This window comes from Pseudomonas sp. GL_093 (genome assembly GCF_057837605.1).
Genome location: NZ_CM174448.1, coordinates 6,629,781 through 6,652,938, shown reverse-complemented (window position 1 = coordinate 6,652,938; position 23,158 = coordinate 6,629,781). Strand labels below are relative to the sequence as shown.

The window sequence follows — 23,158 nt, the reverse complement described above, 5'->3', positions numbered from 1 at the left end:
TGTGAATCCATTCGACCGGGCACGTCGGCAAGCATTCGAAACCCGAGAAGCCCTAGTCGGATTGGCCGACTCTCTAGGTGGGGTCAGCTCCTCTGAGCTACTGGCTCATGTTGAGGACGCACTCGAAATCGCAATCGAGCGGTTGCCTTTCGGGCACCCAGAGCTGGGTGGCGGCAGCGGGGTGCTCAAGCGAGAAATTCAAACCATCTACATCCGCAACGACGTTTCTCCAGGAGAAACCGCCTATCTCATCGCCCATGAGTTGGGCCATTGGTACCTCGACGGCGATCGCCCTGCACAGACTGTTGCTCATCTGACTAGCATGACGGATTCCTACGGGAGTCAGGCTACAGTGGCGGTGGAAGCATACGGTGCTCGTGAGCGCTTGGAGCTTCAAGCCAACGTATTTGCCCGTGAGCTACTGCTACCACGTGGCGTCGCAAGCCACCTGTTCCATAATGGTAATGGTGCTACGGCCATCGCGGTCACTCTGGAGGTACCGCTGGAGATCGTTCGTCTTCAGCTGTTCGACGGCATTTTGCTCCCAATATTGCCTCCCGCTCCACCTCCGCCTCTGCCGCTTATGACGCAGGGGCAGCACGATGCCGCTACCGCGTCCGAAACCTTCGTCAACGTTGTTGCGGGGCCGGGTACTGGTAAAACGACAACACTGATCCATCGCATAAAACACTTGGTAGAGCGCGGTATTCCTCCTAGTCAAATCTTGGTGCTTACTTTCACGAACAAGGCAGCTCATGAATTGGTGGAGCGCCTGAAGGTATCTGGCATCGCCGGGGCCGCCGACGTGTGGGCCGGGACTTTCCATGCATTCGGGCTCGAATTCCTTCGCAAATATCATCAGATTTTCGGCCTGCAGTCCGACGTTCGGCTCGCAGATCCGCTGATGCAAGTTCGCCTGATGGTGAGCACGCTGCCCAAGGTGCGGCTCAAGTACTATCTGAGACTGCAAAACCCCTACGATTGGCTACCTGGCGTCTTGGGCCATATCAAACGACTCAAGGAAGAATGCCTCACCGTTGCCGACTACCGAGCACGCTTGGCTGCACTGCCGCCCTGTGAGCCGGATGTAGCCAATGAGCGCGAAGACATTGCCACTCTGTTTGAAGCCTACGAAACGGCAATGCGGGCTGAGCATTTGGTCGACTACGTTGACCTTATTGCCCTCCCTGCATCCCAGGCCAAGCGGGATCGAACAACCGTTGCTCAGTACATCGACCATTTCTCGCACGTGCTAGTGGACGAGTATCAGGATGTCACCGAGGTGATGGTCGACCTCCTTCGCCAATTGGCTCTCAATGCTCAATCATTCTGGGTCGTTGGTGACGTGCGCCAAGCCATTCACCATTGGCGAGGCGCATCGATCCGTAGCTTGATGCACTTCGACGCCACGTTTCTGAGCACCATTCCAGGAGCAACAGTGCGCCGTTACGCTCTCGATCTGAACCGGCGAAGCACGCCTGAGATCTTGGAGTTATTTTCCTGCGCAGGCATCCATCATGCACTGAATGACCGGATGCCTCTGGAGCCAGTCACGGCGTATCGTCCCTCAATCGGGGTTATACCTACCCTGTATGAATGCGACTCCAAACCCTCCCAAGCCGTCACGATCGCTCAGCGCATTGATGGACTAGTGCAGAGGGGTGTCCCGTACAGGGATCAAGTCGTGATCAGCCGTAAATCGGCAAACGTTGAGCAAATTGTTGAAGCGCTTGAAAACCTGAATGTGCCAGTGCTGCACATTGGCGATGTCTGCCAGCGCCCCGAGATAAAGAAACTGCTGTGCCTGATGGAACTGCTGTGCATGCGACAGCCGCGCTCACTGGTCGGGCTGATCTCTGAGCCAGCGTTTCGAATGCCACCCCAAGACATCGAGCACCTCATATTCCTGACCCGCAAAGGCGCGGGATTGAGCATGCAGCGAGGCCGTTGGCTGTGGCTGCCTACGCCAGGTCTATCGCCTGCTGGCCAGCAAGCCAAGTCAAATTTGGCGTTGCTGTTGAAGGGGCTCAAGCGTAATTCAAGGCCCTGGGATTTTGTCTCCAAAGTACTGCTCGATCAGCGCTACGGTCTTCCAAACCCCGCTGATCAGACCATACAGGCCCATACTCAGCGCTTGGCGACATGGCTATTCGTCTACGCCGTACGCAATGGTGACGGAGATATCCGCCAGGCACGGCTTTCCCAGTTCCTGCTTCGTGAGGAGCTACGCCGCAGGATCGGAGAAAAGCTGGGGGATCGTGGCTTACCGCCTGAAGCGCGAGTCCTGGATGCGGTGAGCGTCATGACTGTGCATTCCAGCAAGGGGCTTGAATACCCTGCAGTTCACGTCACCGACGTTGACGACGCGTCATACGGCGCCAATCGGCCCTTCGCATACGATGTGCGGGGGGTGGATCTCATCCCCCCGGAAGTGCTGAATAGCACCGGAAAAGAGTTCATGTTCGAAGAGCGGGTGGAGCGCAATAACCTGCTCTACGTCGCTCTGTCTCGGGCCCGTGATTACCTGTATCTCTATGAGATCAGCGGGTGGCCACGTCCAGTTCCGCTCAATCGCGCTGCTGCCACGAGTCTGGTTAAGCGCTCGGGGGTGAAGGTACCGCCCGCACCCATCATACCGGTGCCGTTGGCTAGCAGTACCGTGGTACCCACTGTGAGCTATGAGGCGTTTCAGGCCTACATGAGCTGTCCCCTGCAGTACCACTATCGTTACGAGCTAGCGCTCACTGCCGAGCAGGAAATCGATGTCTCGATCCGTGCTCGCTGGGCGATTATGGACATGCTGTTGGCAGTGGCGAGGGACGGCACTGACCCCAACACGGCATTTCAAGCCGCATGGGCGTTACACGGTCTACCAGATAGGACAGAAGATCCTGGCTTGATGGATGATGCGATTGCCGCCGCCAAGCGCGGGCTGGTAGTGGTTAACAGCGTCGGCGGCGCCGTCGAAGAAGGGATGGTTTCCGAAGTCAACGGGGTGCGCATTGAGCTCCCTTGGATGATCGCCGATAAAGGGCAGCTGCACTGGATTCGAGCTCAGACGGGGATCCAGTACACCCTCAGTCACCTACGGCCCATGATGCTGGATATCAATGGGTCTAGAAGGCCGAGTGTGAAGATCTATTCCATTATCACTGACCAGCACGTGATGGATGGCCCTTCCAAGCAGGTCGCAAGCACGTCCGTTTACAAGATGGCTCAACGTTTTGCTGCAGGTGATCGATCTGCTTCCAGGGGGCGGCATTGTGGGCGCTGCGCCTATCTGAGCATCTGTGCCAATATCCCCTGATTGACCTCAAGCTCCAGCGCTGTATCGCCATGGGCTATCTCTCAGCGGTGCGGAAAGCTGTGCGCTGAGATGAGGAGGTAGCTTGGCCGCCATTACACAAGGACAGTTTTGGGTATGACCTACATTAACCTGCCGAGTAATCAGCAAGCTGTAATCAGCGACGTGGACGAAACGGCGCTTCGGGCAGCAGTACGCAAGTGCCTGGATGAAGAGCGCATAGGGCCGATTCATGGCCTCGGTCTCAGTAACTGTGGGCCCTATGTGGCTAACAAGCTCCATGGGTTCCAGCAAGCGATCACTGAGTACAGCAAGGCCAAGGCCCATGCCAAGCGCGAACGCACTCGGCAGGATGCGCTGTATGCCGGCAATGACCTCATTCACGCTATGCAGCAGATGAAAGGGCGGCTCGAAACTGAGCGTAAAGAGGGTGAGCTGTTCTTCATTGATGATCAGATCAGGCCGCCTTTCCATCTCAGTAAGCGACTATCGGTGCAAGTGTCGTTCCGCTGGCGAGCGTCGCCGTCTGCGGACTGGAAGCACGGGTACCTCACCTTCGTCTACGATTTCTCCCCTCAGCCCAGCTACACCCTGCCGTTGCCAAAGCGCAAACCGAGCGCAGCGCAGGCAGCTAGGGATCTCGAAGACAGCCTGTACCGTGAATGGGAGCGCTTGAAAGCTCAGGCGCTGTTCTCTATGAGGGAGTTCTTCCGCGATGGCGGTGACGGTGATGATGTGCCTGAGGTGTTCGCGGTGAGGCCTAGTTCCTTCGGTGGGGGCTTGAATAACTTCAGCTGCAATTTTTGGCAGCCCGAGAGGCCAGCGCCATAAATTCGAGCAAGCATCAGCCTCGGTAACTAGGGCTGGTGTAAACGACCGTCTGCTCATCCAGTATGCGCGGGCGTTACCAAGCATCGTGTACCGCACACCATCACGATGACGCCGAGCCCTGTGTTGACCCAGGGCCAGAGCGTTGATCGTAGCCGGGCGATGCCAGTGGTCATTTCAGGAGTGGATGATGGACAAGGAACAATCGGCTACCAAGATAACTGCTCCCAAGCCGCAAGACTTTCTGCGAACGAGACGTCCGGAGCAGTTCTCGGACTCTGTAAAGCTACAGGAGTCGACTATCGATCGCTCCATGCTGGAGTACCACTTCGAGACCCTGAACAATCGAAGCCAAGAGCTTGAGTTCGAGATATTCGTAAAGAAGCTTTGTGAGCGAGAAGTCTGTCCCAACCTGGTTGCCCAAACCGGCCCCACTGCGGGTGGAGACGGTAAAACCGATACCGAGACGTATCCTGTAGCCAGCCAAATCGCCTTTTTCTGGGGGTTAAATGAGGCCCCCGAGTCCGAGCGATGGGCGTTTGGGGTCAGCACCCAAAAAGACTGGAAGACGAAATGCACGAAGGATGTCGAGAGCATCATGTCGACCGGGCGTGGGTACGTCCGGATCTTCTGTGTCTCCAGCCGCTTCATCAAGAACAGCTTGAGAGCGCAGCTTCAGGACGATCTTTCGACGAAGCATGGCGTCAAAGTGACCATCTACGATAGAACCTGGTTGCTTGATAAAACACTGCAGCCTAAGAATCAGCACCTTGCCATCGATCACCTATGTCTTACAGGCAGTATTGAAAGCAAGATTCAGATCGGCCCGTTCGACGCTGACAAGCAAATTCAGCTCACAGAGATTGAACGCCAGATCGAACAGATTGAAGATCCGGGCCGTCTGACGCTCTCCCAGGTCGACCTCTACACCAAGCTGGCCATAATTTACAAAGAGCTGGAACGTGATGCCTTTGCTGTGGAGCACCAGTTCAATATCGCTGTGCGGACAGCGAAAAAGTTTGGTACCCAGAGACAGCATTTCGACGCCCTTTACCAGCTGACATGGGCCGCGTACTGGTGGCTGGAAAATGCCGAGCTCTTCGAGGAAAACTTTGAGAAGACGTTTGGAGTTGCTCAAGATACGGACAATGTCGAGGTCTGGGAGAAAATTGTAACGTTGTTTAATCTGGTGGTTACGACTCACAGACACGGCACTTGCACCCTCGATGTACCTGCCCTTGAAACCATAATTCGCATAAAGTTGGACGCGATAGCCTGCGACGACAGCATGATCAGCGCAGCGCTCCAAGCTCGGACGTCCTTGGCACTGTTGGACTTATTAATGGCTGACAGTGAGGATCAAATCACCGCTACTTTCCAGTCCCTAGTCCCGATTGCTGAAAGCGCACAGAAGCTTATCGGCTATCCAATGGCTAGGCTCATCAACCTACTGGAGTCGCTGGATGTAGCCTTTGGCGAATTTGAGGACTATGAGCTACTGATCGATAAGCTTATTGACGATGCCAGTGCGCGAGAAGGTGATCGACTGGTAGCTGATAAGTTTCTCAGGCGCGGTGCGTTAAGTCTCGACAAGAAGGATTATTACCGAGCGATCAAGTGCTTGGGCTTGTCTCTCTACGGGTTGTACAAAAACGAGAGCAAAAAAGAAGTTTTCGGTGCCCTCTACATGCTCTCCGACGCCTATGAAAAGCAGGGGTTGCTCTGGGCTGCAAGAGGCACAGCATTAATGGCGGCCCATATTGTCAGTGCCGACGCTATCAAGGGGCAGCGAAGCAGCGCCAAACAGGCTGCTATATACAATCGCCTCATGTGGATTGACGCACAGTTGGGGCGCCTGAGTCAGTCGTTGCATTGGTATTACCTATGCCGGCTCATAGCGCCCACGCTAGCTGACGAAATTTGGTCTGATGACCAGCAAATTAGTTACGAATGCTTGATCGGAAAACTTTTTTTAAATGCTAAGTTTTCGGATATTGAAAAGTTAGCGTGGTTGCCGGACAAACTTAATCAGCTGGATCTGACGTTCAGTGCGGACGCGCTTTTAATTTGCTTGGGGCACGAGGATAAAGTGGGCCCTGAAGGCGAGCCTATTGATTTAGAGTTTATTAATAGGTGGCGATCCCTTGACCTTGGCGCTCCAATTGCGGCACTGGATTTGTATTCGGAGCGTTGGACTACCATAAATTCGGACATCTTGGGTTGCAAGGTGTCGGTAACCTTTCCTGTTAAATCCCCTTGCATACAGCTAGCGCAGCAGTTGCTGGCTGTGCTGGAGAGCTTCTGTGCTCCGATGATGGCAGATGGTTTAGTGGCCACGTTGCCCAGCGTAAATATTGATATTTCCTTGGAAGACGATGATGACTTGGTGTTACATCATACGTTTGATGTGAGTACGCAAGTAACTACAGCCCACATCCAGTGCTCACTTTTCAATGCCTCCACGCTGGACGAAAAGCAGCTAAGCATAGTTCAACAATTTTACACTGAGTTTTGCCTCCATTTTGTAACTGTTATTTGTCCCCAGGTCAGCTGGTCAAAGCTTGAGGCGATGCTACGGGAAGATAAAGCGTTAGAGCGTTCAGTAATGTTCAACTGCAATCTTGGGTTAGAAGGTTTCATGATAGGTCATGACATTTTTCCAGGAGTAATGTCGCACCAAAAACCGCCCTTTGAACTTTATGAGCCGACTCGTAAGGTGGCTTGGTTTGATCATTATATGGTTGAACCTAAGGATTGGCTCTCCAGCGCAGAGGCTTCTGAACAACGACCCAAGCACCCCTTAAAAATTTCTAATTTAAAACACAGGGAAATAAAAGTCGACTCCCTCATTCAAGGTGGCCTTTGGGACAGCGCTGGATGGAATGGCATAGGTTTCATAGGAGACGGCGAACGCGTGACTGGACTGATGTTTGTGTTTAAAAATCCTGCAGTTGGTAATAAAATTTTTTCAAATATCGCGAGCACTATTGGAAAAAAAGACCCTGCCAATAAATTGCGTATTATATTAATCAGGGGGATTAGTAAAAAGAACCCTGCGCACTATCGTGTTGTGGTCACGAGTCGTCTTGATATGAGCGATTCTGGGTCGGCGAGAATGCAGACGATACTTTCTAGATTCAATACCATGACTCCAGAGTCTTCTGAGAATCTTGAGCAATTCTTAAAAAATTACAAGGATCTTAAAAAGAGTGACATCGCTACAATGAATGTCCAAGGAGATCTTGTTATCCACTTGGAAACCTGCGGTGTAGAGGTAAAATATGCTTGGGAAATTGATGAGAACGATCAGGATATCTCCGCTATAAAGCCTGACGACGACATCTTTATTCCGCAAGGCATGGAAAATCCGCCAATCAGCCGTGCGCTGGCGAAGATTCGTTCATTTAAAACTAAGTAAAGGTTAAACACCTACGAGGGTGCGCCAGGAGTGTCATCTCGACTGTCCGGGGGGGTAGTGCCTTCCAGCCGAGATTCCTTACGCAACGATGGTGATGGCAGCGACATAACCTCCAGCAGTGGCGCAAATTTTCATCGATAAATTCTCCAGCATTCTAATAACGGAAGTGAGTATGTGACCCGAAATCGAGTAGAGCTCGCCTTGATTGCGAGAGGTGTAGACAGTGCATTGGCCGAGAAGCTCAGGAAGGAGAAGTGGACGCTTGCGAAGCTTCAATCGCAAGCCCCGGAGAAACTGTTGGATCTTGGCATTGGCGAAGTCGCCGTGCCCGTAATCCTCGGGAGTGGAAGGCCGCCGATCCCTCCTGAGCACCTTATCCGGACGCTTTATGACAATCGCTGGCTTTGCTGTGTTTGTCGAGATGCTAGCCGTCCCATCATCGTTCATCACATCAAACCATGGGCGGAAAGTCGCGACCACTCTCAAACCAACCTAGCCGTCCTGTGCTCAATCCATCACGGTGAGGCCCATTCAACGCACGCATTGGAGCTTACGCTTACGCCTGACCGGCTTAAGGCTGCAAAGGCCACCTGGGAGCAGGAGGTCAGTCGATTAGACCCTCTTGCCATATTCCAGGCCACTCAGCTGATCAGTTGCCAGTGGTGGTATTTTAACCACCTCAGGGTTTTTGAAATCGCGGAACAGGTTGGGGTGAACGTCTCCGAGCTTGAGGGATTCCAGGACGCCCTACTAAATGGCGCGTGTGACGCACAAGGCCACCTTCGCCCCAGGAAAGGCCCTCTGTACGTTGGTCATGCGCTCTCGCATGCTTTGAGGCGATACATGAGCAGCATGCTTGAGACCGCTATGGGGCATGCCTGTGTCAGGAACATCTCAGATGATTTAGATCGAGGGACACTTGATCGTCTGATCATTGAGGGTGACCTAGTATTCGTACAGGGATTGTACAGTTTCACCAATTTGGATCCTGACGGTTCAGGGCAAGATTTGGTCAGGGGGCGACGGCACGCTAACAAAGTTGAGGTCACATTCGTCTTCGACAGAAACGAAGGAACATCTGGCTCAGCACGTTACGAATGGCTTCGTCGCGTGCGCGCGTTGGGCTGTCTCCTACGCGTGAACAGTCTAAGGAAAGATGTAAAGGGTGTTTTGCATATCGAGGCTACAGTCCTGGCAATTCGTAGCGTTAATCAAGAGCTGAAGCTGAGGAGTTACGAGGCTGGGCTGCAGAAAAGCGGTCTGCTTGGAGAGGTGTATGAGGATGAAGAGTTCGACATCCATGATTACGACGATGGGTGTGATGAGCCTGGTGAGAGCTCTGGAACGTTTCGACGCAGGCTTCTATCGAAGAGTCAGGCAATCTGGCGAAAGCTAGTAGTGCGGTTTTGACCAACCTGGAGAAACGTCGAGCTCTTGCACGAGACCATCATCGTCTCGATTGGTGTGGTACACGGTCGTCCGCTCACCACGTGCGCGCGGGCGTCGCCTGCCTTACGAATCGACCACCGTTAGGGGCTGAGGTCGGCCAGGGGTAAGCTGGTCAAGCCAGGAATGACCTAGCCCAGGCTTGACTTTTCGTCATCGTCTTCACCCCGTGCCGGACAGATATCACGCTGGTGCGGGCCCTGCGGTGATCGACGACTGGGCGCTTTTTAGCGTGAGAAGCCTCAATTGTCTGTCTATAATCCGCGCATGTTGAATCCAACCGAAATCCGCCCAATCCTCAAGCAGTGGGTCGCGAAAGCGATGTGCCATGAAGAGAGTGACGTCTTCATCGAGGAACTGTGCTTCATCGATAAGGCCAGACGCGCCGACCTCGTTCATGCCAATGGAAAGCTAACCGCTTTCGAAATCAAATCTCATGCTGACACCTTGGCACGCTGGGAAGGCCAGCAGCAGGCCTATATGGCGTGCTTTGACGAAGTCTGGCTATGCTGTCATTCAAAGCACTTGGTGAAGGCTCTTGAGTCATGTCTTCCGCATGTTGGCGTGCTCGTCGTCGATGACTATTCGGGCATGGCGATGATTCGAAAGGCGAAGCCCAACAAGCTCCAGGATAAATTTCACCTTACGGGATTCTTGTGGCGTAGCGAGTTGGACGTACTCGCGAACCAGAATGGCGTGCCAACGAAAAGTCGTGACCTCATAAAAGAAGTGCGTCGCCAGCTATGCGACGCCCTCCCCATGAGCTTGATCAGATCACATGTCCTAGCAAGCTTGAAACAACGCTATCGCTCGCTAGAGTAAGTCGTCGGCATCGAGATCATCGAAACTGTTATCCGTAGCTACGATGGACTCGATCATGGCGCAGATATGCTGATTGACCCTGTATCCATTCCACGTACCGTTGTTCCCGTAGCCGGTAGATGTGGCGACAATTCTGCTGTACTCACGAGTAGCCCAGCAAAAATCATCACCGTGGTAACCCGGCAGCCCTCTGATTTCTTGGGCGATTTCAATGTACCGCACAAATTCCTTGTCCGAACCTTTGCGTCGTTGCCACCATTCTGTTGGTGTGTAATAGCAGGCGAAAGGAAGCACAGGCATGCCTCGTATGTATTCCATCGAGGCGGTTGGATTGGTGGCGGCGTAATCCCCATAGACAATATCCGACGCTATGCCGCTGGTATCGACCCTTGCTTGCCACGCAACGTCGTAACAGGCGGAGGAACGTGAAGTGTTTGAGGCCGGCTTATCGATAGGGAAGGAGGTGCTCATCAGCACCAGATTCCGTATCTGATAGGTATTCAGTTGACGCAGCGATAGATTGAAATCCGAACCTGAGGCAGTGTTGGCCGGGGCTGTGGCGCCGAAATCCAAAATCACCGTCGCGGTGTCTGGGCTTTCAAGAGCATCCAGGATTGATAGTAATCTGTTCCACGAAGTCGCAGTCGGGTTTTCCGGACAGGTAACCCTGATAGCTATATGTGGGAAATCGCGTTGAAGAGCGAGTGCACTTTGGATGACTGCTCGTTGGGGGTCATCATCAACCCAGGAAACCACTGGTATAACGTTCTGGTTGATGCCTGCCACATCTGAGAAGAATCGACGTTTGTTCTCAAACGCACCATGAGAATTATGCAGGTCATTCGTAGTAATGAAGGCCTCAGCAACGTCCTTCGCTACTCTTGAAACGTCCAGGAAAAAAGGATGCTCAGTCCAATTCGCCAGGAATGTTTGTAGGTGTCTGTCTTCGTCGCCTCGCATGTCCAACAGCGGAGCTACGACGTCCCGCCTGTGGTCTTCCAGATTTATCAGCGCCTTAACGTCATTCTGACCAACTCGTAAACAAGCCACGTATTGCATCTTGCACTCCTTGCATGCTGTAAAGAACGGCTTCGCCGTGGTGCTGAATGCATCATGAGTAAAGTGCCCCGGCCATCAGCAAGCGTCGACATGCAGAACATATCGGTGCGTGCTGCACTACCATTGGCCGACGTCATGCTCCCAGCGAGACGGCAGGTGAAGATTGGTACGATAGCACTTGGCTACTCAATAAAAGCCGTAATACGTTGTTTTTTGGATATGGGGTGCGCCTATGTCCGATTAGTCGGTGCGTTACTCATAGTGGAGTTCACCAAACAGTCCGATCATGAGGTCACCATCCAGGATCTCAAAAGGGAGGGTGACGTACTGGTCAGGATGCCGAGGCAGCGCCTTTCCGTCGTGCGGTGCATTCTTCGTGTGCCCTTGAACCTTTTCCCCGTTCTCCTTGATATAGGGAAGCACGACGATCCGGCCATGGTTCTTGGATAGGATCGTTCCCTCGTGCCATAAGGTGTTTCCTTCTTCACTGCTGGACTCGCCACCCGTGTTTTTCACCACCCACCGTGGCACCCCGTCGTCCTCATACCAGAACACAAAGCCAGCGCAGACCAGTACCCTCTGGCCGCGCATCCTTGCCTCAGCGAGCATTTGCTTGACGCTCGCTAGTTGCAGCAGCTGATTGGCTCGGGGTAGCAAGAGTGCGCGTATCTGCGCTTTAGTTCTTCCCCAGTGTTCAGCTCCCGAAAGACCAAACCCTTTGGCTGTCACTTCGCGCAGACAGATCTGCGAGCGTTTGGGCGTCAGGGCTCCGATGTGTTTCCATGTCCGGTCATCGACACGGCGAAGGCACATGTTGAATCTCGGCAGGGCCACCACATCCACATAGGGGGCTCGTTCGAGCTCCTCGTAAAGAGGTTGGCGCAAGCTCTCCATCGTATTGTGCAGTTTCAGCTCTTGCACCGAGAGCCGGGGCAGATGGGCATTCCGCTTGATCGCCTCGCGCTCCATGAGCTCCTCTTCTCCCTGGATACGGCGCGCCGCCGTCAGTGCTTTCTCGACTTTCAGGGTGGTCGAGCTCTGAAGCACAGGATCCGATACCGCCTGAACTACCAGATCACTAGTGCGGCTGTTGAACTCGTCTGCAGCTTCCATGGCCTCCTCGTAGGAGGTGAAAACAGCTGCCCTCGCATGTCCGCTGCCGTTATCGTAGAAGTAACGCTTCCAGGACAGCTGGGAGTCGGGGAAGAGCTTGAGTGCCCGCAGCTGCCACGTCCATCCGATGCGGAACTGCCGGAATGGAAGGACGGCCAAGGTGGGCATTGAGTGGTATGGCATCTGATCTAGGCGCATCGATTCTCCCTGCTGTTTGCGTCTTAGCGCCTGCGGAAGCGCTGGAGCTGATCCTGGGGAGATAGATTCCCCCGACCTCATGGATAGCACATTGCCAGGATGAATCAATTTTTTGGCTATGAGGCCCGTATTTGGCCTCTTCAGAAGAAGATGAGCTTTGGGCGAGACTTAAAAAAACTGGTGGTTCATCCAGTATTATGGCTTGAGTATGTTATGTGCAAAAGCTATAATGCACATATACCAAGTTGCTTTGAAGGCATTACAAGTCAACGTAATGTGCAGTAAGATGGGGGCGAGAGGGGCCTGGGCACGCCGTTCAACCTCACCGAAGGCGCCGCGCTGCTGAGCCTGATCGGTCGCCTGACCGGCTACACGCCGCGCTGGTTCACCTATTTCATCGGTGATGCCCACGTCTACGAAAACCACTTGGACATGCTGAATGAACAGCTCAAGCGCGAGCCGTTCCCGATGCCGAAACTGGTGATTAGTGATCGTGTGCCGGAATTTGCCAAGACCGGTGTGTATCAGCCGGAATGGCTGGAGTTGATCGAGCCGAGCGATTTCTCGCTGGAAGGCTACGAACACCACGCCCCAATGACCGCGCCGATGGCGGTTTAAGCCTTAACACCGACCAAATGTGGGAGCGGGCTTGCTCGCGAAGAGGGAGTGTCAGTCGACAGAGATGTTGTCTGACACACCGCATTCGCGAGCAAGCCCGCTCCCACAGGGTTATTTGGTGTTCTTAATGGCCGTGACTGCGGCCCACATGAGAATGCTCAACCTCCGTCGCCACAACCCCGCCGCTCACTTCCAGCCGCTGCAAAATCCCGCACTGATCAATATCCGGCCCTTCGCTGCAACGTTGGCGCAGGTCGAGCAGTTGTGTCTGCAACGCCATCAACCCATCAATCCGCGCTTTGACGTGATGAATGTGTTCGTCGATCAACGCATTCACGCTTTCACACTGATCTTGCGGGCTGTCGCGCAGGGCCAGCAGGCTGCGGATTTCTTCCAGGGTCATGTCGAGGGTGCGGCAGTTGCGGATGAAAGTCAGGCGCTCGGCATGGGCCTGGGTGTAGACACGGTAGTTGCCGTCGCTGCGGGCCGGCTCCGGCAGCAGGTTCTCGCGCTCGTAGTAGCGAATGGTTTCCACGGCGCAGTCGGTGAGTTTGGCCAGTTCTCCGATCTTCATGACGGCAATCTCCAAATAGGTGCTTGACCCTATAGTGGCTACAGGGTCTTTACTTGGCAACAGGCACCTTTCCGGACGCGACCCAATGAGCGATTCCCTTCACACGCACAAACCCGAGGCTGATCACGATCACGATCACGATCACGATCACGATCACGATCACAGCCACAAGCTGCAGCCTGCACAGAAGCATGACCATGGCGGCCACGGGGATTCCTGCTGTTCGTCCAAAGTGGCGGCACCGTCGCTGATCAAGTTGAGCGAAACCCCAACGGCTGGCGCGCGCCTGAGCAGCTTCCGCATCGACGCCATGGATTGCCCGACCGAGCAGACGCTGATCGAGAACAAACTCGGCAAGCTCGCGGGTGTGCAGCAACTGGAATTCAACCTGATCAACCGCGTGTTGGGCGTGACTCACGACCTGCCGAGCACTACGCCGATCATCGACGCCATCAAGTCCCTCGGCATGCAGGCCGAGCCGATAGAGCAGGGCGTTGAACCGCCAGCGCCGGCGCCCGAGAAAAAGCCCTGGTGGCCCTTGGCGCTGTCGGGTGTTGGCGCACTCGCCGCCGAAGTGATCCACTTCACCAACGCTGCGCCGAACTGGGTCGTGGCAGTCATTGCGTTGATCTCGATCCTCAGCGGTGGCCTCGGCACCTATAAGAAGGGCTGGATCGCACTTAAAAACCTCAACCTGAACATCAACGCGCTGATGAGCATCGCGGTGACTGGCGCGATCCTGATCGGTCAATGGCCGGAAGCGGCGATGGTGATGTTCCTGTTCACCGTGGCCGAGTTGATCGAGGCCAAGTCGCTGGACCGGGCGCGCAACGCCATCGGCGGTTTGATGCAGATGACGCCGGAACAGGCCACGGTGCAGCAGGCCGACGGCAGTTGGGTCGAGCAAGACGTCAAAGCCATCGAGCTGGGCGCGCGAGTGCGGGTGCGTCCTGGCGAGCGGATTGGTCTGGACGGTGAAGTAGTTTCGGGCAGTTCGACCATCGATCAGGCGCCGATCACCGGTGAAAGCCTGCCGGTGGAGAAGACCATCGGCGATAAAGTCTTCGCCGGCACCATCAACCAGGCCGGTTCCCTGGAGTACTCAGTAACCGCAGCGGCCAACAACTCGACCCTGGCGCGAATCATCCACGCCGTTGAACAGGCCCAGGGCGCGCGGGCACCGACCCAACGTTTCGTCGACAGCTTCTCGAAAATTTATACGCCAGCGGTGTTTATCCTGGCGCTCGCGGTGGCGGTGATTCCGCCACTGTTCATGGGCGCCGTATGGTTCGACTGGATCTACCGGGCGCTGGTGTTGTTGGTGGTTGCCTGCCCATGTGCGCTGGTGATTTCTACGCCAGTGACCATCGTCAGCGGCCTCGCGGCAGCGGCGCGCAAAGGCATTCTGGTGAAGGGCGGCGTCTATCTGGAGGGCGGTTACAAACTCGATTACCTGGCCTTGGACAAGACCGGCACGATCACGCACGGCAAACCGGTGCAGACCGATTACCTGTCGCTTGATCCAACCGCTGACGCATCAGCTCCGGCGATTGCAGCGGCGCTGGCCGGTCGCTCCGATCACCCGGTGTCCTTGGCCATCGCCAACGCGGCTGTGGATAAACAACTCGCGCCGCTGACTGTGGATAACTTTGAGGCGCTGGCCGGTCGCGGTGTGCGCGGAGAAATCAATGGTCAGGTTTACCACTTGGGCAATCACCGTTTAGTGGAAGAACTGAACCTATGCTCGCCTGCACTGGAGGAAAAGCTGTTCGCGCTGGAGAAGCAGGGCAAGTCCGTGGTGCTGCTGCTCGACAAATCCGGCCCCTTGGCGCTGTTCGCCGTGGCCGACACCGTAAAAGAGTCCAGCCGCGAGGCGATCCAGCAACTGCACGACCTGGGCATTAAAACCCTGATGCTCACCGGCGACAACGTCCACACCGCTCAGGCGATTGCCGCGCAAGTCGGCATCGACGAGGCCAAGGGCGATCTGCTGCCGACCGACAAGCTGCAAGCCATCGAAGCCCTTTATGCACAGGGCCATAACGTCGGCATGGTCGGCGACGGCATCAACGACGCACCGGCGCTGGCGCGAGCCGAGATCGGTTTTGCCATGGCGGCGGCGGGCACCGACACCGCCATCGAGACCGCCGATGTCGCCCTGATGGACGATGATCTGCGCAAGATTCCGACCTTCATCCGGCTGTCACGGCAAACCTCAAGCATCCTCAAACAGAACATTGCCCTGGCATTGGTCATCAAAGCGATCTTTCTTGGGGTAACCTTCGCCGGGATCGCCACTATGTGGATGGCGGTGTTCGCCGACATGGGCGTGAGCCTGTTGGTGGTGTTTAACGGTTTGCGCTTGTTGCGCAAATAAACGATGAGGAAAGGGTGTGCTGAGTGCCGAGCTGAAGGCGTTTTACATGGTTGCCCGCCTGGGCAGCATTACCCTGGCGGCGAAAAAACTCGGCCTGAGCCAACCCACGGTGACGACGCAGATTCGCAATCTGGAAAGTCAGTACTCGGTCGAGCTGTTCTACCGTGGCGGCCGCCGCCTCAGCGTCAGCGATGAAGGTGCGCGGCTGCTGCCGATGGTCAAGGCGCTGTTGCAACAGGAAGCCGACATCGAGTTTTTCCTGCGTAACAGCGGCCAGGTCCAAGGCACGTTGCGCATCGCCGCTACCGCGCCGTATTACATCCTCGACCTGGTGAAGACCTTTCGCGAGCGCTTGCCGCAGGTGGAAGTGTCGGTGGAAATCGGTAATTCCCAGCAGGTGCTTGAAGCGCTGGAGGATTACCGGGTGGATGTTGCTGCGTCTTCGCAGTTACTGGAGGATGCGCGGCTGATTCGCCGGGTACTCGGCAGCGATCCGCTGGTGCTGGCGGTGCATCGCAATCATCCGCTGGCGGTTCACGATCATGTTCCTCTGAGTGCATTGGCCGGGCATACCTTATTGATGCGCGAGTCGGGTTCGACCACTCGACGTCTGACCGAGGAGTTGCTGGCCAGCGCTGGGGTGAGTTTCGGTCCGCTGCTGGAGATTGGCAGCCGTGAGTCGATCCGTGAGGCCGTGTTGCGCAACATTGGCATCAGCATCATTGCCCGGCAGGAAGTGCCGCATGATCCGCAACTGCGCGTGTTGACCATCGAGAATGCGCCGCAGATTCCCGAGTATTTGTACTGCCTCAAAGAGCGAAAAGGCGCGCGACTGCCGGCGGCGTTTCTCGGCCTGGCGCAGGAAATGGCCCCCGCTTAAGATCTTCGTCGCCTATTAGGGCCTCATCGCGAGCAGGCTCGCTCCCACAGGTGACCGCATTCCCCTGTGGGAGCGAGCCTGCTCGCGAAGGGGCCAGACCAGCCAACACATCACTCAACCCCAAATCCCTGAATACCACTATCAGCCGTTTTTGCCTCACTGCCACATGACGGACGCATTACAAATCTAGGATGGCCTTCATCTGCTTGATGAGGCCTGTCCATGAACCACTCGATCGCAACTGCCCTGACCAATCCCGGCGCCCCGATGAAAGTGCGCGGCGTGCAGAAACGCTTCGGCGCCTTCACCGCGCTGGATAACGTTTCCCTCGACGTGGCGGCCGGTGAACTGGTGTGTCTGCTCGGTCCGTCGGGCTGTGGCAAAACCACTTTGCTGCGCTGCATCGCCGGTCTTGAGAAACAGGACAGCGGCGAGTTGTACCTCGGCGATCGCGACGTTTCCCACCTGGCGCCCCAGGCTCGGGACTACGGCATTCTGTTTCAGTCCTACGCGCTATTCCCCAATCTCACCGTCGAAGCGAACATCGCCTACGGCCTCGCCGGCAGTGGTCGCGATGAAGTGCGCAAGCGCGTCGGTCAGATGCTGGAACTGGTCGGCCTGATCGGCAGTGAGAAAAAGTACCCCGGCCAATTGTCCGGCGGCCAACAGCAGCGCGTCGCACTGGCTCGGGCCCTGGCGCCGGCGCCTTCGTTGCTGCTGCTGGACGAACCGATGTCGGCGCTCGACGCCCGGGTTCGCGAGCATCTGTGCACCGAATTGCGCCAACTGCAGCGCAACCTCGGCATCACCACCCTGATGGTCACCCACAATCAGGACGAAGCCATGCTGATGGCCGACCGCATCGCCGTGATGAACAACGGCAAGGTCGAGCAATACGCCACGCCACAGGAAATCTACGATCGCCCGGCGACGCCGTTTGTGGCGGAGTTCGTCGGCCAGGGCAACTGGCTGCCATTCCAGCGCAGCAGCGACAGCCATGCTCAGGTCGGCGGTATGAACATGCGCCTGGCCGACGGCAGCGCCAAAACCGCGTCCGGACGTTTGTTCTGCCGCCCGGAAGCGATCAACGTCAACCCGCCCGTGCATGAAGAAAACCTGTTCCCGGCCAAGGTTCGCGAGATCACCTTCCTCGGCAACCGCTGCCGCATGAGCTTCGAACTCGATCAACTGCCAGGCCACGCATTGCTGGCCGAGCTCGCGCCGGAAGCCATGCCACGCCTCGGCGCCCAGCAGATCATGGTCGCCTTGCCGCCACGCAGCCTGCAGGTGTTTGCCTGATGAGCGCGAACCTCGCGCTGCCGATACCGCACAAGCAGGTTCGGCAGACCTCCCGTGCCGAGATCGGCGACCGGGTGTTCGTGGTCGGCGGCAAGGTCCTGTTACTGGCGTTGCTCGGCGTTGCGGTGCTGATGCCGTTGCTGGCGATCTTCTGGCGCGGCTTCAGTTCGGAAGCCGGGCAGGGCGGCGGTCTGGTGGCCGCCCGTGAATTGGTGACCAGTGCGAATTTTCATTGGCTGCTGGGCAATAGCCTGAAAGTTTCCCTCAGCGTGGCGGCGATTGTCGTACCGCTGGCCTACCTGTTTGCCTACGCGCTGCAACGCACATTGATTCCAGGCAAAGGCATCTGGCGCGGCATGTCGCTGTTGCCGCTGATGGCGCCGTCGATGTTGCCGGGCATTGCGCTGGTTTATCTGTTCGGCAACCAGGGCATGTTGCGCGGTTTGCTTTCGGACAATATCTACGGCTTCTGGGGGATTGTTCTGGGCGAGGTCATCTACACCTTCCCACACGCCTTGATGATTTTGCTGTCGGCGTTGTCCCTGGCGGATGCGCGACTGTTCGATGCCGCCTCCAGCATGGGTGCCAGTCCGGCAAAGGCCTTTCGCAGCATCACTTGGCCGGCAACGCGTCAGGCTGTGTTCGCGGCGTTCTGTCTGGTGTTTACCTTGACCATCACCGACTTCGGCGTGCCCGTGGTGGTCGGTGGCGATTATCAGGTGCTGGCGCTGGAAGCCTACAAAGCCGTGGTCGGCCAGCAACAATTCGGTCGCGGCGCGTTGATCGGCATGGTCCTGCTGCTGCCAGCGCTGTTCAGCTTCGGTGTCGACGCCTGGCTGCGTCGCCGTCACGGCGACTCCATGAGCGGCCGGGCACAGGTTTTTCAACCGGCGCCGTCGAAACTGCGGGACGGTTGCTACCTGGCCATCGTATTGCTGATCTGCGCGGTGTTGCTGCTGGTGTTCGGCATGGCGGTGTATTCGTCGCTGGTGAAATTCTGGCCGTACAACCTGTCGCTCTCGCTCAACCATTACCAGTTCAACGACACGGCGGGCGGTGGCTGGCTGGCCTATGGCAACAGCGTGAAGATGGCGTTGTGCACGGCGCTGATCGGCAGTGTGTTGATCTTTACCGGCGCGTACCTGATGGAAAAAACCAAGGGCCAGCGCGGGCTGAATCTGATACTGCGCATGCTCAGTTTCGTACCGATGGCGGTGCCGGGTCTGGTGCTGGGCCTGGGTTACGTCTTCTTCTTCAACCTCACCGGCAACCCGCTGCATGTGCTCTACGGGACCATGACCCTGCTGGTGGTCTGCACCATTGCTCACTATTTGACCACCGCGCAAATGACCGCGACCACGGCGCTGCGCCAACTCGACGCCGAGTTCGAAGCCGCTGCGCTGTCGCTCAAGGCACCGCTGTATCGGCATTACCTGCGCGTCACCGTGCCGATCTGCCTGCCGGCGCTGCTGGACATCGTGCGATACCTGTTCGTCTCGGCCATGACCACCGTTTCGGCGGCGATCTTCCTCTACAGCCCCGACACCATCCTCGCGGCGGTGGCGGTGCTGAACATGGACGACGCCGGCAACGTCGGCGGCGCGGCGGCGATGTCGACCCTGATTCTGTTCACCTCGGCGGGCGTGTCCCTGCTGCTGGCCTGGGCTTCGCGCGGTTTGTTGCGCCGCTCCCAGGCCTGGCGGCAGACCGCGCCGGGCCATTGATTCGCTTCAACCCCTCAACTCAAACAGGAAAAGATCATGTTCAAGCCTATGGCCCTGGCCGCTGCTGTCCTCACCGCTTTCAGCCTGAACGCCTTCGCGGCGAAAACCGAGTTGACGGTGTACACCGCCCTCGAAGCCGAACAACTGAAGACCTACAAAGAAGCCTTCGAAAAGACCAATCCGGACGTCGAGATCAAGTGGGTGCGCGACTCCACCGGCATCATCACCGCCAAACTGCTGGCCGAAAAAGCTCGTCCGCAGGCTGACGCGGTGTGGGGCCTGGCGGCTTCAAGCCTGGCGATCCTCGATCAGCAAGGCATGCTGCAAAGCTACGCGCCGAAGGACTTGGGCAAAATCGGCGGCAACTACCGCGACGCTGCCAACCCGCCAGCCTGGGTCGGCATGGACGTCTGGGCCGCGACCATTTGCTTCAACACCGTCGAAGCCGAAAAGCAGGGTTTGAGCAAACCCGTGAGCTGGCAGGACCTGACCAAGCCTGAGTACAAAGGCAAGATCGTCATGCCCAACCCGGCCTCGTCCGGCACCGGTTTCCTCGACGTCAGCGCCTGGCTGCAAACCTTCGGCGAGAAGCAGGGCTGGCAGTACATGGACGACCTGCACCAGAACATCGGCCAGTACGTTCACTCCGGTTCCAAGCCTTGCAAACTGGCGGCTTCGGGTGAGTTCCCGATCGGCATTTCCTTTGAATACCCGGCCGTTCAGCTGAAGCGCCAAGGCGCGCCGCTGGACATCATCCTGCCGAAAGAAGGCCTGGGCTGGGAGATCGAAGCGACGGCTGTGATCAAGGGCACACCGCACGAAGAGGCGGCGAAGAAGCTGGCTGACTTCTCGGCCAGTCCAGCGGCGATGGAGCTTTATAAAGAGAACTTCGCCGTGCTCGCACAACCGGGTATTGCCAAGCCGCAGACCGAACTGCCGGCGGATTACGAGCAGCGTTTGATCAAGAACGACTTCGCCTGGGCGTCGAAGAATCGCGACGAAATCCTCACCGAATGGCGCAAGCGCTATGACGGCAAGTCCGAGAAAGTGGCTGCCAAGTAAGATCTTTATTGGCTGACAGGGCCTCATCGTCGGAACGCCGCCCGGAGCAAGCTCGCTCCCACACTTGGAATGCATTCCCCTGTGGGAGCGAGCTTGCTCGCGATAGCGGTCCTGAGTTCAGGACAAAACCCCATGACACAACACAACGACATACTGATCGTAGGCGCCGGCATTCTCGGCCTGTCCCACGCCTACGCCGCCGCCAAGCGCGGTCTGAAAGTCACCGTTTTCGAACGCAGCGAAACGCCCTTAGGCGCATCGGTACGCAACTTCGGTCAGGCACTGGTCACCGGCCAACCACCGGGCCCGATGCTCGAACTGGCCAAGGCCAGCCGCGAGATCTGGGGCCAATGGGCGCAACTCGCCGGCTTGCAACTCAAGCGCAACGGCTCGTACCTGTTTGCCCGCACCGAAGCCGAAGAACACCTGCTGGAAGCCTTCTGCGCCGGTCGCGCCGTGGAACACGGTTACCGCGTCGACCTGTTGCGCGGCGCTGCATTGCGCGACTTGTACGGCGGCCAGTTCAGCCATCATCGCGCCGCGTTGCATGGGATGGACGATCAGCAACTGTATTCCCGTGAAGCGATTCCAGCGCTGATCGACTACCTGCGCCGCGAACTCGGCGTTGCGTTTCACTTCTCCACTCTCGTGCGCGACATCGAGCCCGGCCGCTTGCACAGCACCGCCGGCACCTTTAGTGCCGAGCAGATCATCGTCTGTTCCGGTCACGATTATCAGACGTTGCTGGCCGAGCCGATCGCCGAACTCAACCCGCAAATCTGCCGCCTGCAAATGCTCCGCGCCCGGCCGCAAATCAACCTCAACCTGCAACACGCGTTGCTCACCGGTTTGAGCTGCGTGCACTACGGCGCCTTCGCCGATCTGCCGGAAGCGGCGGCGGTGCAGGCGCAGATTCTGCGGGACGAACCGCACCTGCATGAAAACGGCATTCACCTGCTGATCAGCCCAACGCCGTATGGTGAATTAATCATCGGCGATTCCCACCATTACGGCCGCGACCCGTCGCCGTTCAACGCCGAGCAGGTGGACAACTGGATGATTGAACTGGCCGAGCAGACGTTGGGTTGCAATGTGCAAGTGGTCGAACGCTGGCAGGGCGTCTATGGTTCTCGAGGACCGGGGCCGTTCTCGTTTCTGCGTCCGATGCCGGGTGTGAGCGTGGCACTGATGCACACGGGTGTCGGCATGAGCGTCGGGCCAGCGATGGCTGAACGTAACGTAGCAACGTTGTTGGGAGAGCGTTGATGGACCGCAATGAGCAAGTGATCGCCGAGGTGTTCGCGCTGTACGAGCGCTTTGGTGACAGCGATTACATCGGCGAGCCGGTGTCGCAGATCGAGCACATGTCCCAGGCCGCCGAACTGGCCATGGCCGAGGGCTTTGATGACGAAGTGGTGCTAGCGGCGTTCTTCCACGACATCGGCCATATCTGCGCCGAGAGCGCCGAGAACATGGGCGGCTTTGGCGTGGTCAGCCACGAGCGCCTGGGCGCCGACTATTTGCGCCGCGCAGGTTTCAGCGAGCGGATGGCGCGGCTGGTGGAATATCACGTTCAGGCCAAGCGTTATCTGACGCTCAAAGAGCCCGGGTACTACGAGCGCTTGAGCGAAGCCAGCCGCCGGACGCTGGAGTATCAGGGTGGGGTGATGACCGCTGAAGAGGCTGAAGCTTTCGAGCAGGATCCGTTGTGCGAGGTCAGTCTGCGCATGCGCCAGTGGGATGAGTTGGCGAAGGAGATGGAGGTGCCGGTGATGGATCTGAAGGTGTTGAAACGCAAAGCGGTCGGTCTATTGTCCCGCGAGGCGCAATGAGTTGTCTCACAGGCAATTGAGAAACGGCGGATGGATGGGCTTGCGATAACGGTTCAATCTGGGCTTTTCGCAAGGAAGCGCACGGATGCGTTATTTGAAAGTGATTGCACAGGATCGAAGCGGTCAGGGGGCGGCAGATACCGTTCATTTTGAGTTCTATGAAGACGACCAGTTGCAGCGCAAGGCGACGGAGTCGGATCGACAGCGGCTCAAGTCTTTCAGCAAAACGTATTTGAAATGCGCCTGGTACAACAGCGGGGAGGGTGAGGACCGTCACTTGCGAATCTTCTCGCAGAATCCATCTGCTGACGGCACGCCGGAAACGGTACGGCTGCACTTTCATGACGGACCGACGATTGCCTATAAAGCCGCGGCTCACGATCTTGATAACGATGGTGGGTTGGAGGTGATATTGAGTTCGGATGTGGACAATGACGGGCGTGCTGATCGCACGGATCGAAGTCGTGTGACGGCGCTGGTGAAACAGTTTTTGAAGGTGGGGTGGTAGCGTTCAAGACGCGAGACCGAGTTGCGGCCATCGCGAGCAAGCTCGCTCCCACATTAGACCGCGTTCGTCTGAACAACTTGGTCAACTGTGGGAGCG

General features: G+C 56.9%; 15 protein-coding genes and 1 pseudogene. 13 read left to right on the top strand and 3 right to left on the bottom strand.

The features are described from left to right. Window position 1 precedes the first annotated feature (1 nt). The 4 genes from AC3IUE_RS30735 to AC3IUE_RS30720 all read left to right on the top strand — a co-directional run bounded on the left by AC3IUE_RS30735 (window position 2) and on the right by AC3IUE_RS30720 (window position 9,818). Window positions 2-3,307 carry a UvrD-helicase domain-containing protein gene (locus AC3IUE_RS30735; protein WP_489264563.1) on the top strand — a complete coding sequence of 1,102 codons (3,306 nt, stop codon included), beginning with the start codon at window positions 2-4 and terminating at the stop codon, window positions 3,305-3,307. A gap of 114 nt (window positions 3,308-3,421) precedes the next feature. Continuing rightward, on the top strand, window positions 3,422-4,135 hold the full coding sequence (locus AC3IUE_RS30730; protein WP_489264562.1) for a hypothetical protein: 714 nt from the start codon (window positions 3,422-3,424) through the stop codon (window positions 4,133-4,135). Between the two features lie 187 nt (window positions 4,136-4,322). After that, a complete protein-coding gene (locus tag AC3IUE_RS30725; protein ID WP_489264561.1) occupies window positions 4,323-7,550 on the top strand; it encodes a hypothetical protein in 3,228 nt (1,075 codons plus the stop codon). A 1,692-nt stretch (window positions 7,551-9,242) separates the two neighbouring features. Next, the gene (locus AC3IUE_RS30720; protein WP_170206233.1) at window positions 9,243-9,818 is read left to right on the top strand and encodes a sce7726 family protein; all 576 of its coding nucleotides are present in this window, start codon (window positions 9,243-9,245) and stop codon (window positions 9,816-9,818) included. Here AC3IUE_RS30720 and AC3IUE_RS30715 read toward each other — a convergent pair. After that, window positions 9,810-10,877, bottom strand: coding sequence for a beta family protein (locus tag AC3IUE_RS30715; RefSeq protein ID WP_140894909.1), 1,068 nt, complete (start codon window positions 10,875-10,877; stop codon window positions 9,810-9,812). The two genes, AC3IUE_RS30720 and AC3IUE_RS30715, sit on opposite strands and share 9 nt — an antisense overlap. A gap of 252 nt (window positions 10,878-11,129) precedes the next feature. Then, a complete protein-coding gene (locus AC3IUE_RS30710; protein WP_489264560.1) occupies window positions 11,130-12,188 on the bottom strand; it encodes a hypothetical protein in 1,059 nt (352 codons plus the stop codon). A 300-nt stretch (window positions 12,189-12,488) separates the two neighbouring features. On the opposite strand from AC3IUE_RS30710, the pseudogene AC3IUE_RS30705 reads away from it, so the two are divergent. Continuing rightward, window positions 12,489-12,806: pseudogene (locus tag AC3IUE_RS30705) on the top strand (thymidylate synthase); the annotation flags it as partial. A gap of 124 nt (window positions 12,807-12,930) precedes the next feature. Here the strand turns inward: AC3IUE_RS30705 and cadR are convergent. Further along, window positions 12,931-13,380, bottom strand: coding sequence for a Cd(II)/Pb(II)-responsive transcriptional regulator (gene cadR, locus AC3IUE_RS30700; RefSeq protein ID WP_056738877.1), 450 nt, complete (start codon window positions 13,378-13,380; stop codon window positions 12,931-12,933). Window positions 13,381-13,465: 85 nt separating this feature from the next. Here cadR and AC3IUE_RS30695 point away from each other — a divergent pair, with 85 nt between their 5' ends. The 8 genes from AC3IUE_RS30695 to AC3IUE_RS30660 all read left to right on the top strand — a co-directional run bounded on the left by AC3IUE_RS30695 (window position 13,466) and on the right by AC3IUE_RS30660 (window position 23,062). Then, window positions 13,466-15,757: a heavy metal translocating P-type ATPase gene (locus AC3IUE_RS30695; protein WP_489264559.1), complete on the top strand. Its 2,292-nt coding sequence runs from the start codon at window positions 13,466-13,468 to the stop codon at window positions 15,755-15,757. A 16-nt stretch (window positions 15,758-15,773) separates the two neighbouring features. After that, window positions 15,774-16,637, top strand: coding sequence for a LysR family transcriptional regulator (locus AC3IUE_RS30690; protein ID WP_056738879.1), 864 nt, complete (start codon window positions 15,774-15,776; stop codon window positions 16,635-16,637). A gap of 222 nt (window positions 16,638-16,859) precedes the next feature. Next, window positions 16,860-17,936 (top strand): putative 2-aminoethylphosphonate ABC transporter ATP-binding protein, encoded by a 1,077-nt coding sequence (locus AC3IUE_RS30685; protein ID WP_095127046.1) that lies wholly within the window; start codon window positions 16,860-16,862, stop codon window positions 17,934-17,936. Beyond that, window positions 17,936-19,660, top strand: coding sequence for a putative 2-aminoethylphosphonate ABC transporter permease subunit (locus AC3IUE_RS30680; RefSeq protein WP_056738884.1), 1,725 nt, complete (start codon window positions 17,936-17,938; stop codon window positions 19,658-19,660). The genes AC3IUE_RS30685 and AC3IUE_RS30680 overlap by 1 nt, the downstream gene beginning before the upstream one ends. 36 nt (window positions 19,661-19,696) lie before the next feature. After that, a complete protein-coding gene (locus tag AC3IUE_RS30675; protein ID WP_489264558.1) occupies window positions 19,697-20,722 on the top strand; it encodes a putative 2-aminoethylphosphonate ABC transporter substrate-binding protein in 1,026 nt (341 codons plus the stop codon). 132 nt (window positions 20,723-20,854) lie between these two features. After that, entirely contained in the window at window positions 20,855-21,988 is a 1,134-nt protein-coding gene (locus tag AC3IUE_RS30670; RefSeq protein ID WP_489264557.1) for a TIGR03364 family FAD-dependent oxidoreductase, read from the top strand. Then, entirely contained in the window at window positions 21,988-22,554 is a 567-nt protein-coding gene (locus tag AC3IUE_RS30665) for a phosphonate degradation HD-domain oxygenase (protein WP_489264556.1), read from the top strand. Before AC3IUE_RS30670 ends, AC3IUE_RS30665 begins: the two co-directional genes overlap by 1 nt. A gap of 85 nt (window positions 22,555-22,639) precedes the next feature. Next, entirely contained in the window at window positions 22,640-23,062 is a 423-nt protein-coding gene (locus AC3IUE_RS30660) for a hypothetical protein (RefSeq protein WP_489264555.1), read from the top strand. The last annotated feature ends 96 nt before the right edge of the window (window positions 23,063-23,158 follow it).

Bases quoted from the DNA above. Each gene is read 5' to 3' on its own strand.
- AC3IUE_RS30685 (WP_095127046.1), top strand. From the start codon at position 16,860: ATGAACCACTCGATCGCAACTGCCCTGACCAATCCCGGCGCCCCGATG.
- cadR (WP_056738877.1), bottom strand. From the start codon at position 13,380: ATGAAGATCGGAGAACTGGCCAAACTCACCGACTGCGCCGTGGAAACC.
- AC3IUE_RS30660 (WP_489264555.1), top strand. From the start codon at position 22,640: ATGCGTTATTTGAAAGTGATTGCACAGGATCGAAGCGGTCAGGGGGCG.
- AC3IUE_RS30675 (WP_489264558.1), top strand. From the start codon at position 19,697: ATGTTCAAGCCTATGGCCCTGGCCGCTGCTGTCCTCACCGCTTTCAGC.
- AC3IUE_RS30715 (WP_140894909.1), bottom strand. From the start codon at position 10,877: ATGCAATACGTGGCTTGTTTACGAGTTGGTCAGAATGACGTTAAGGCG.
- AC3IUE_RS30695 (WP_489264559.1), top strand. From the start codon at position 13,466: ATGAGCGATTCCCTTCACACGCACAAACCCGAGGCTGATCACGATCAC.
- AC3IUE_RS30730 (WP_489264562.1), top strand. From the start codon at position 3,422: ATGACCTACATTAACCTGCCGAGTAATCAGCAAGCTGTAATCAGCGAC.
- AC3IUE_RS30665 (WP_489264556.1), top strand. From the start codon at position 21,988: ATGGACCGCAATGAGCAAGTGATCGCCGAGGTGTTCGCGCTGTACGAG.
- AC3IUE_RS30680 (WP_056738884.1), top strand. From the start codon at position 17,936: ATGAGCGCGAACCTCGCGCTGCCGATACCGCACAAGCAGGTTCGGCAG.
- AC3IUE_RS30725 (WP_489264561.1), top strand. From the start codon at position 4,323: ATGGACAAGGAACAATCGGCTACCAAGATAACTGCTCCCAAGCCGCAA.
- AC3IUE_RS30670 (WP_489264557.1), top strand. From the start codon at position 20,855: ATGACACAACACAACGACATACTGATCGTAGGCGCCGGCATTCTCGGC.
- AC3IUE_RS30710 (WP_489264560.1), bottom strand. From the start codon at position 12,188: ATGCGCCTAGATCAGATGCCATACCACTCAATGCCCACCTTGGCCGTC.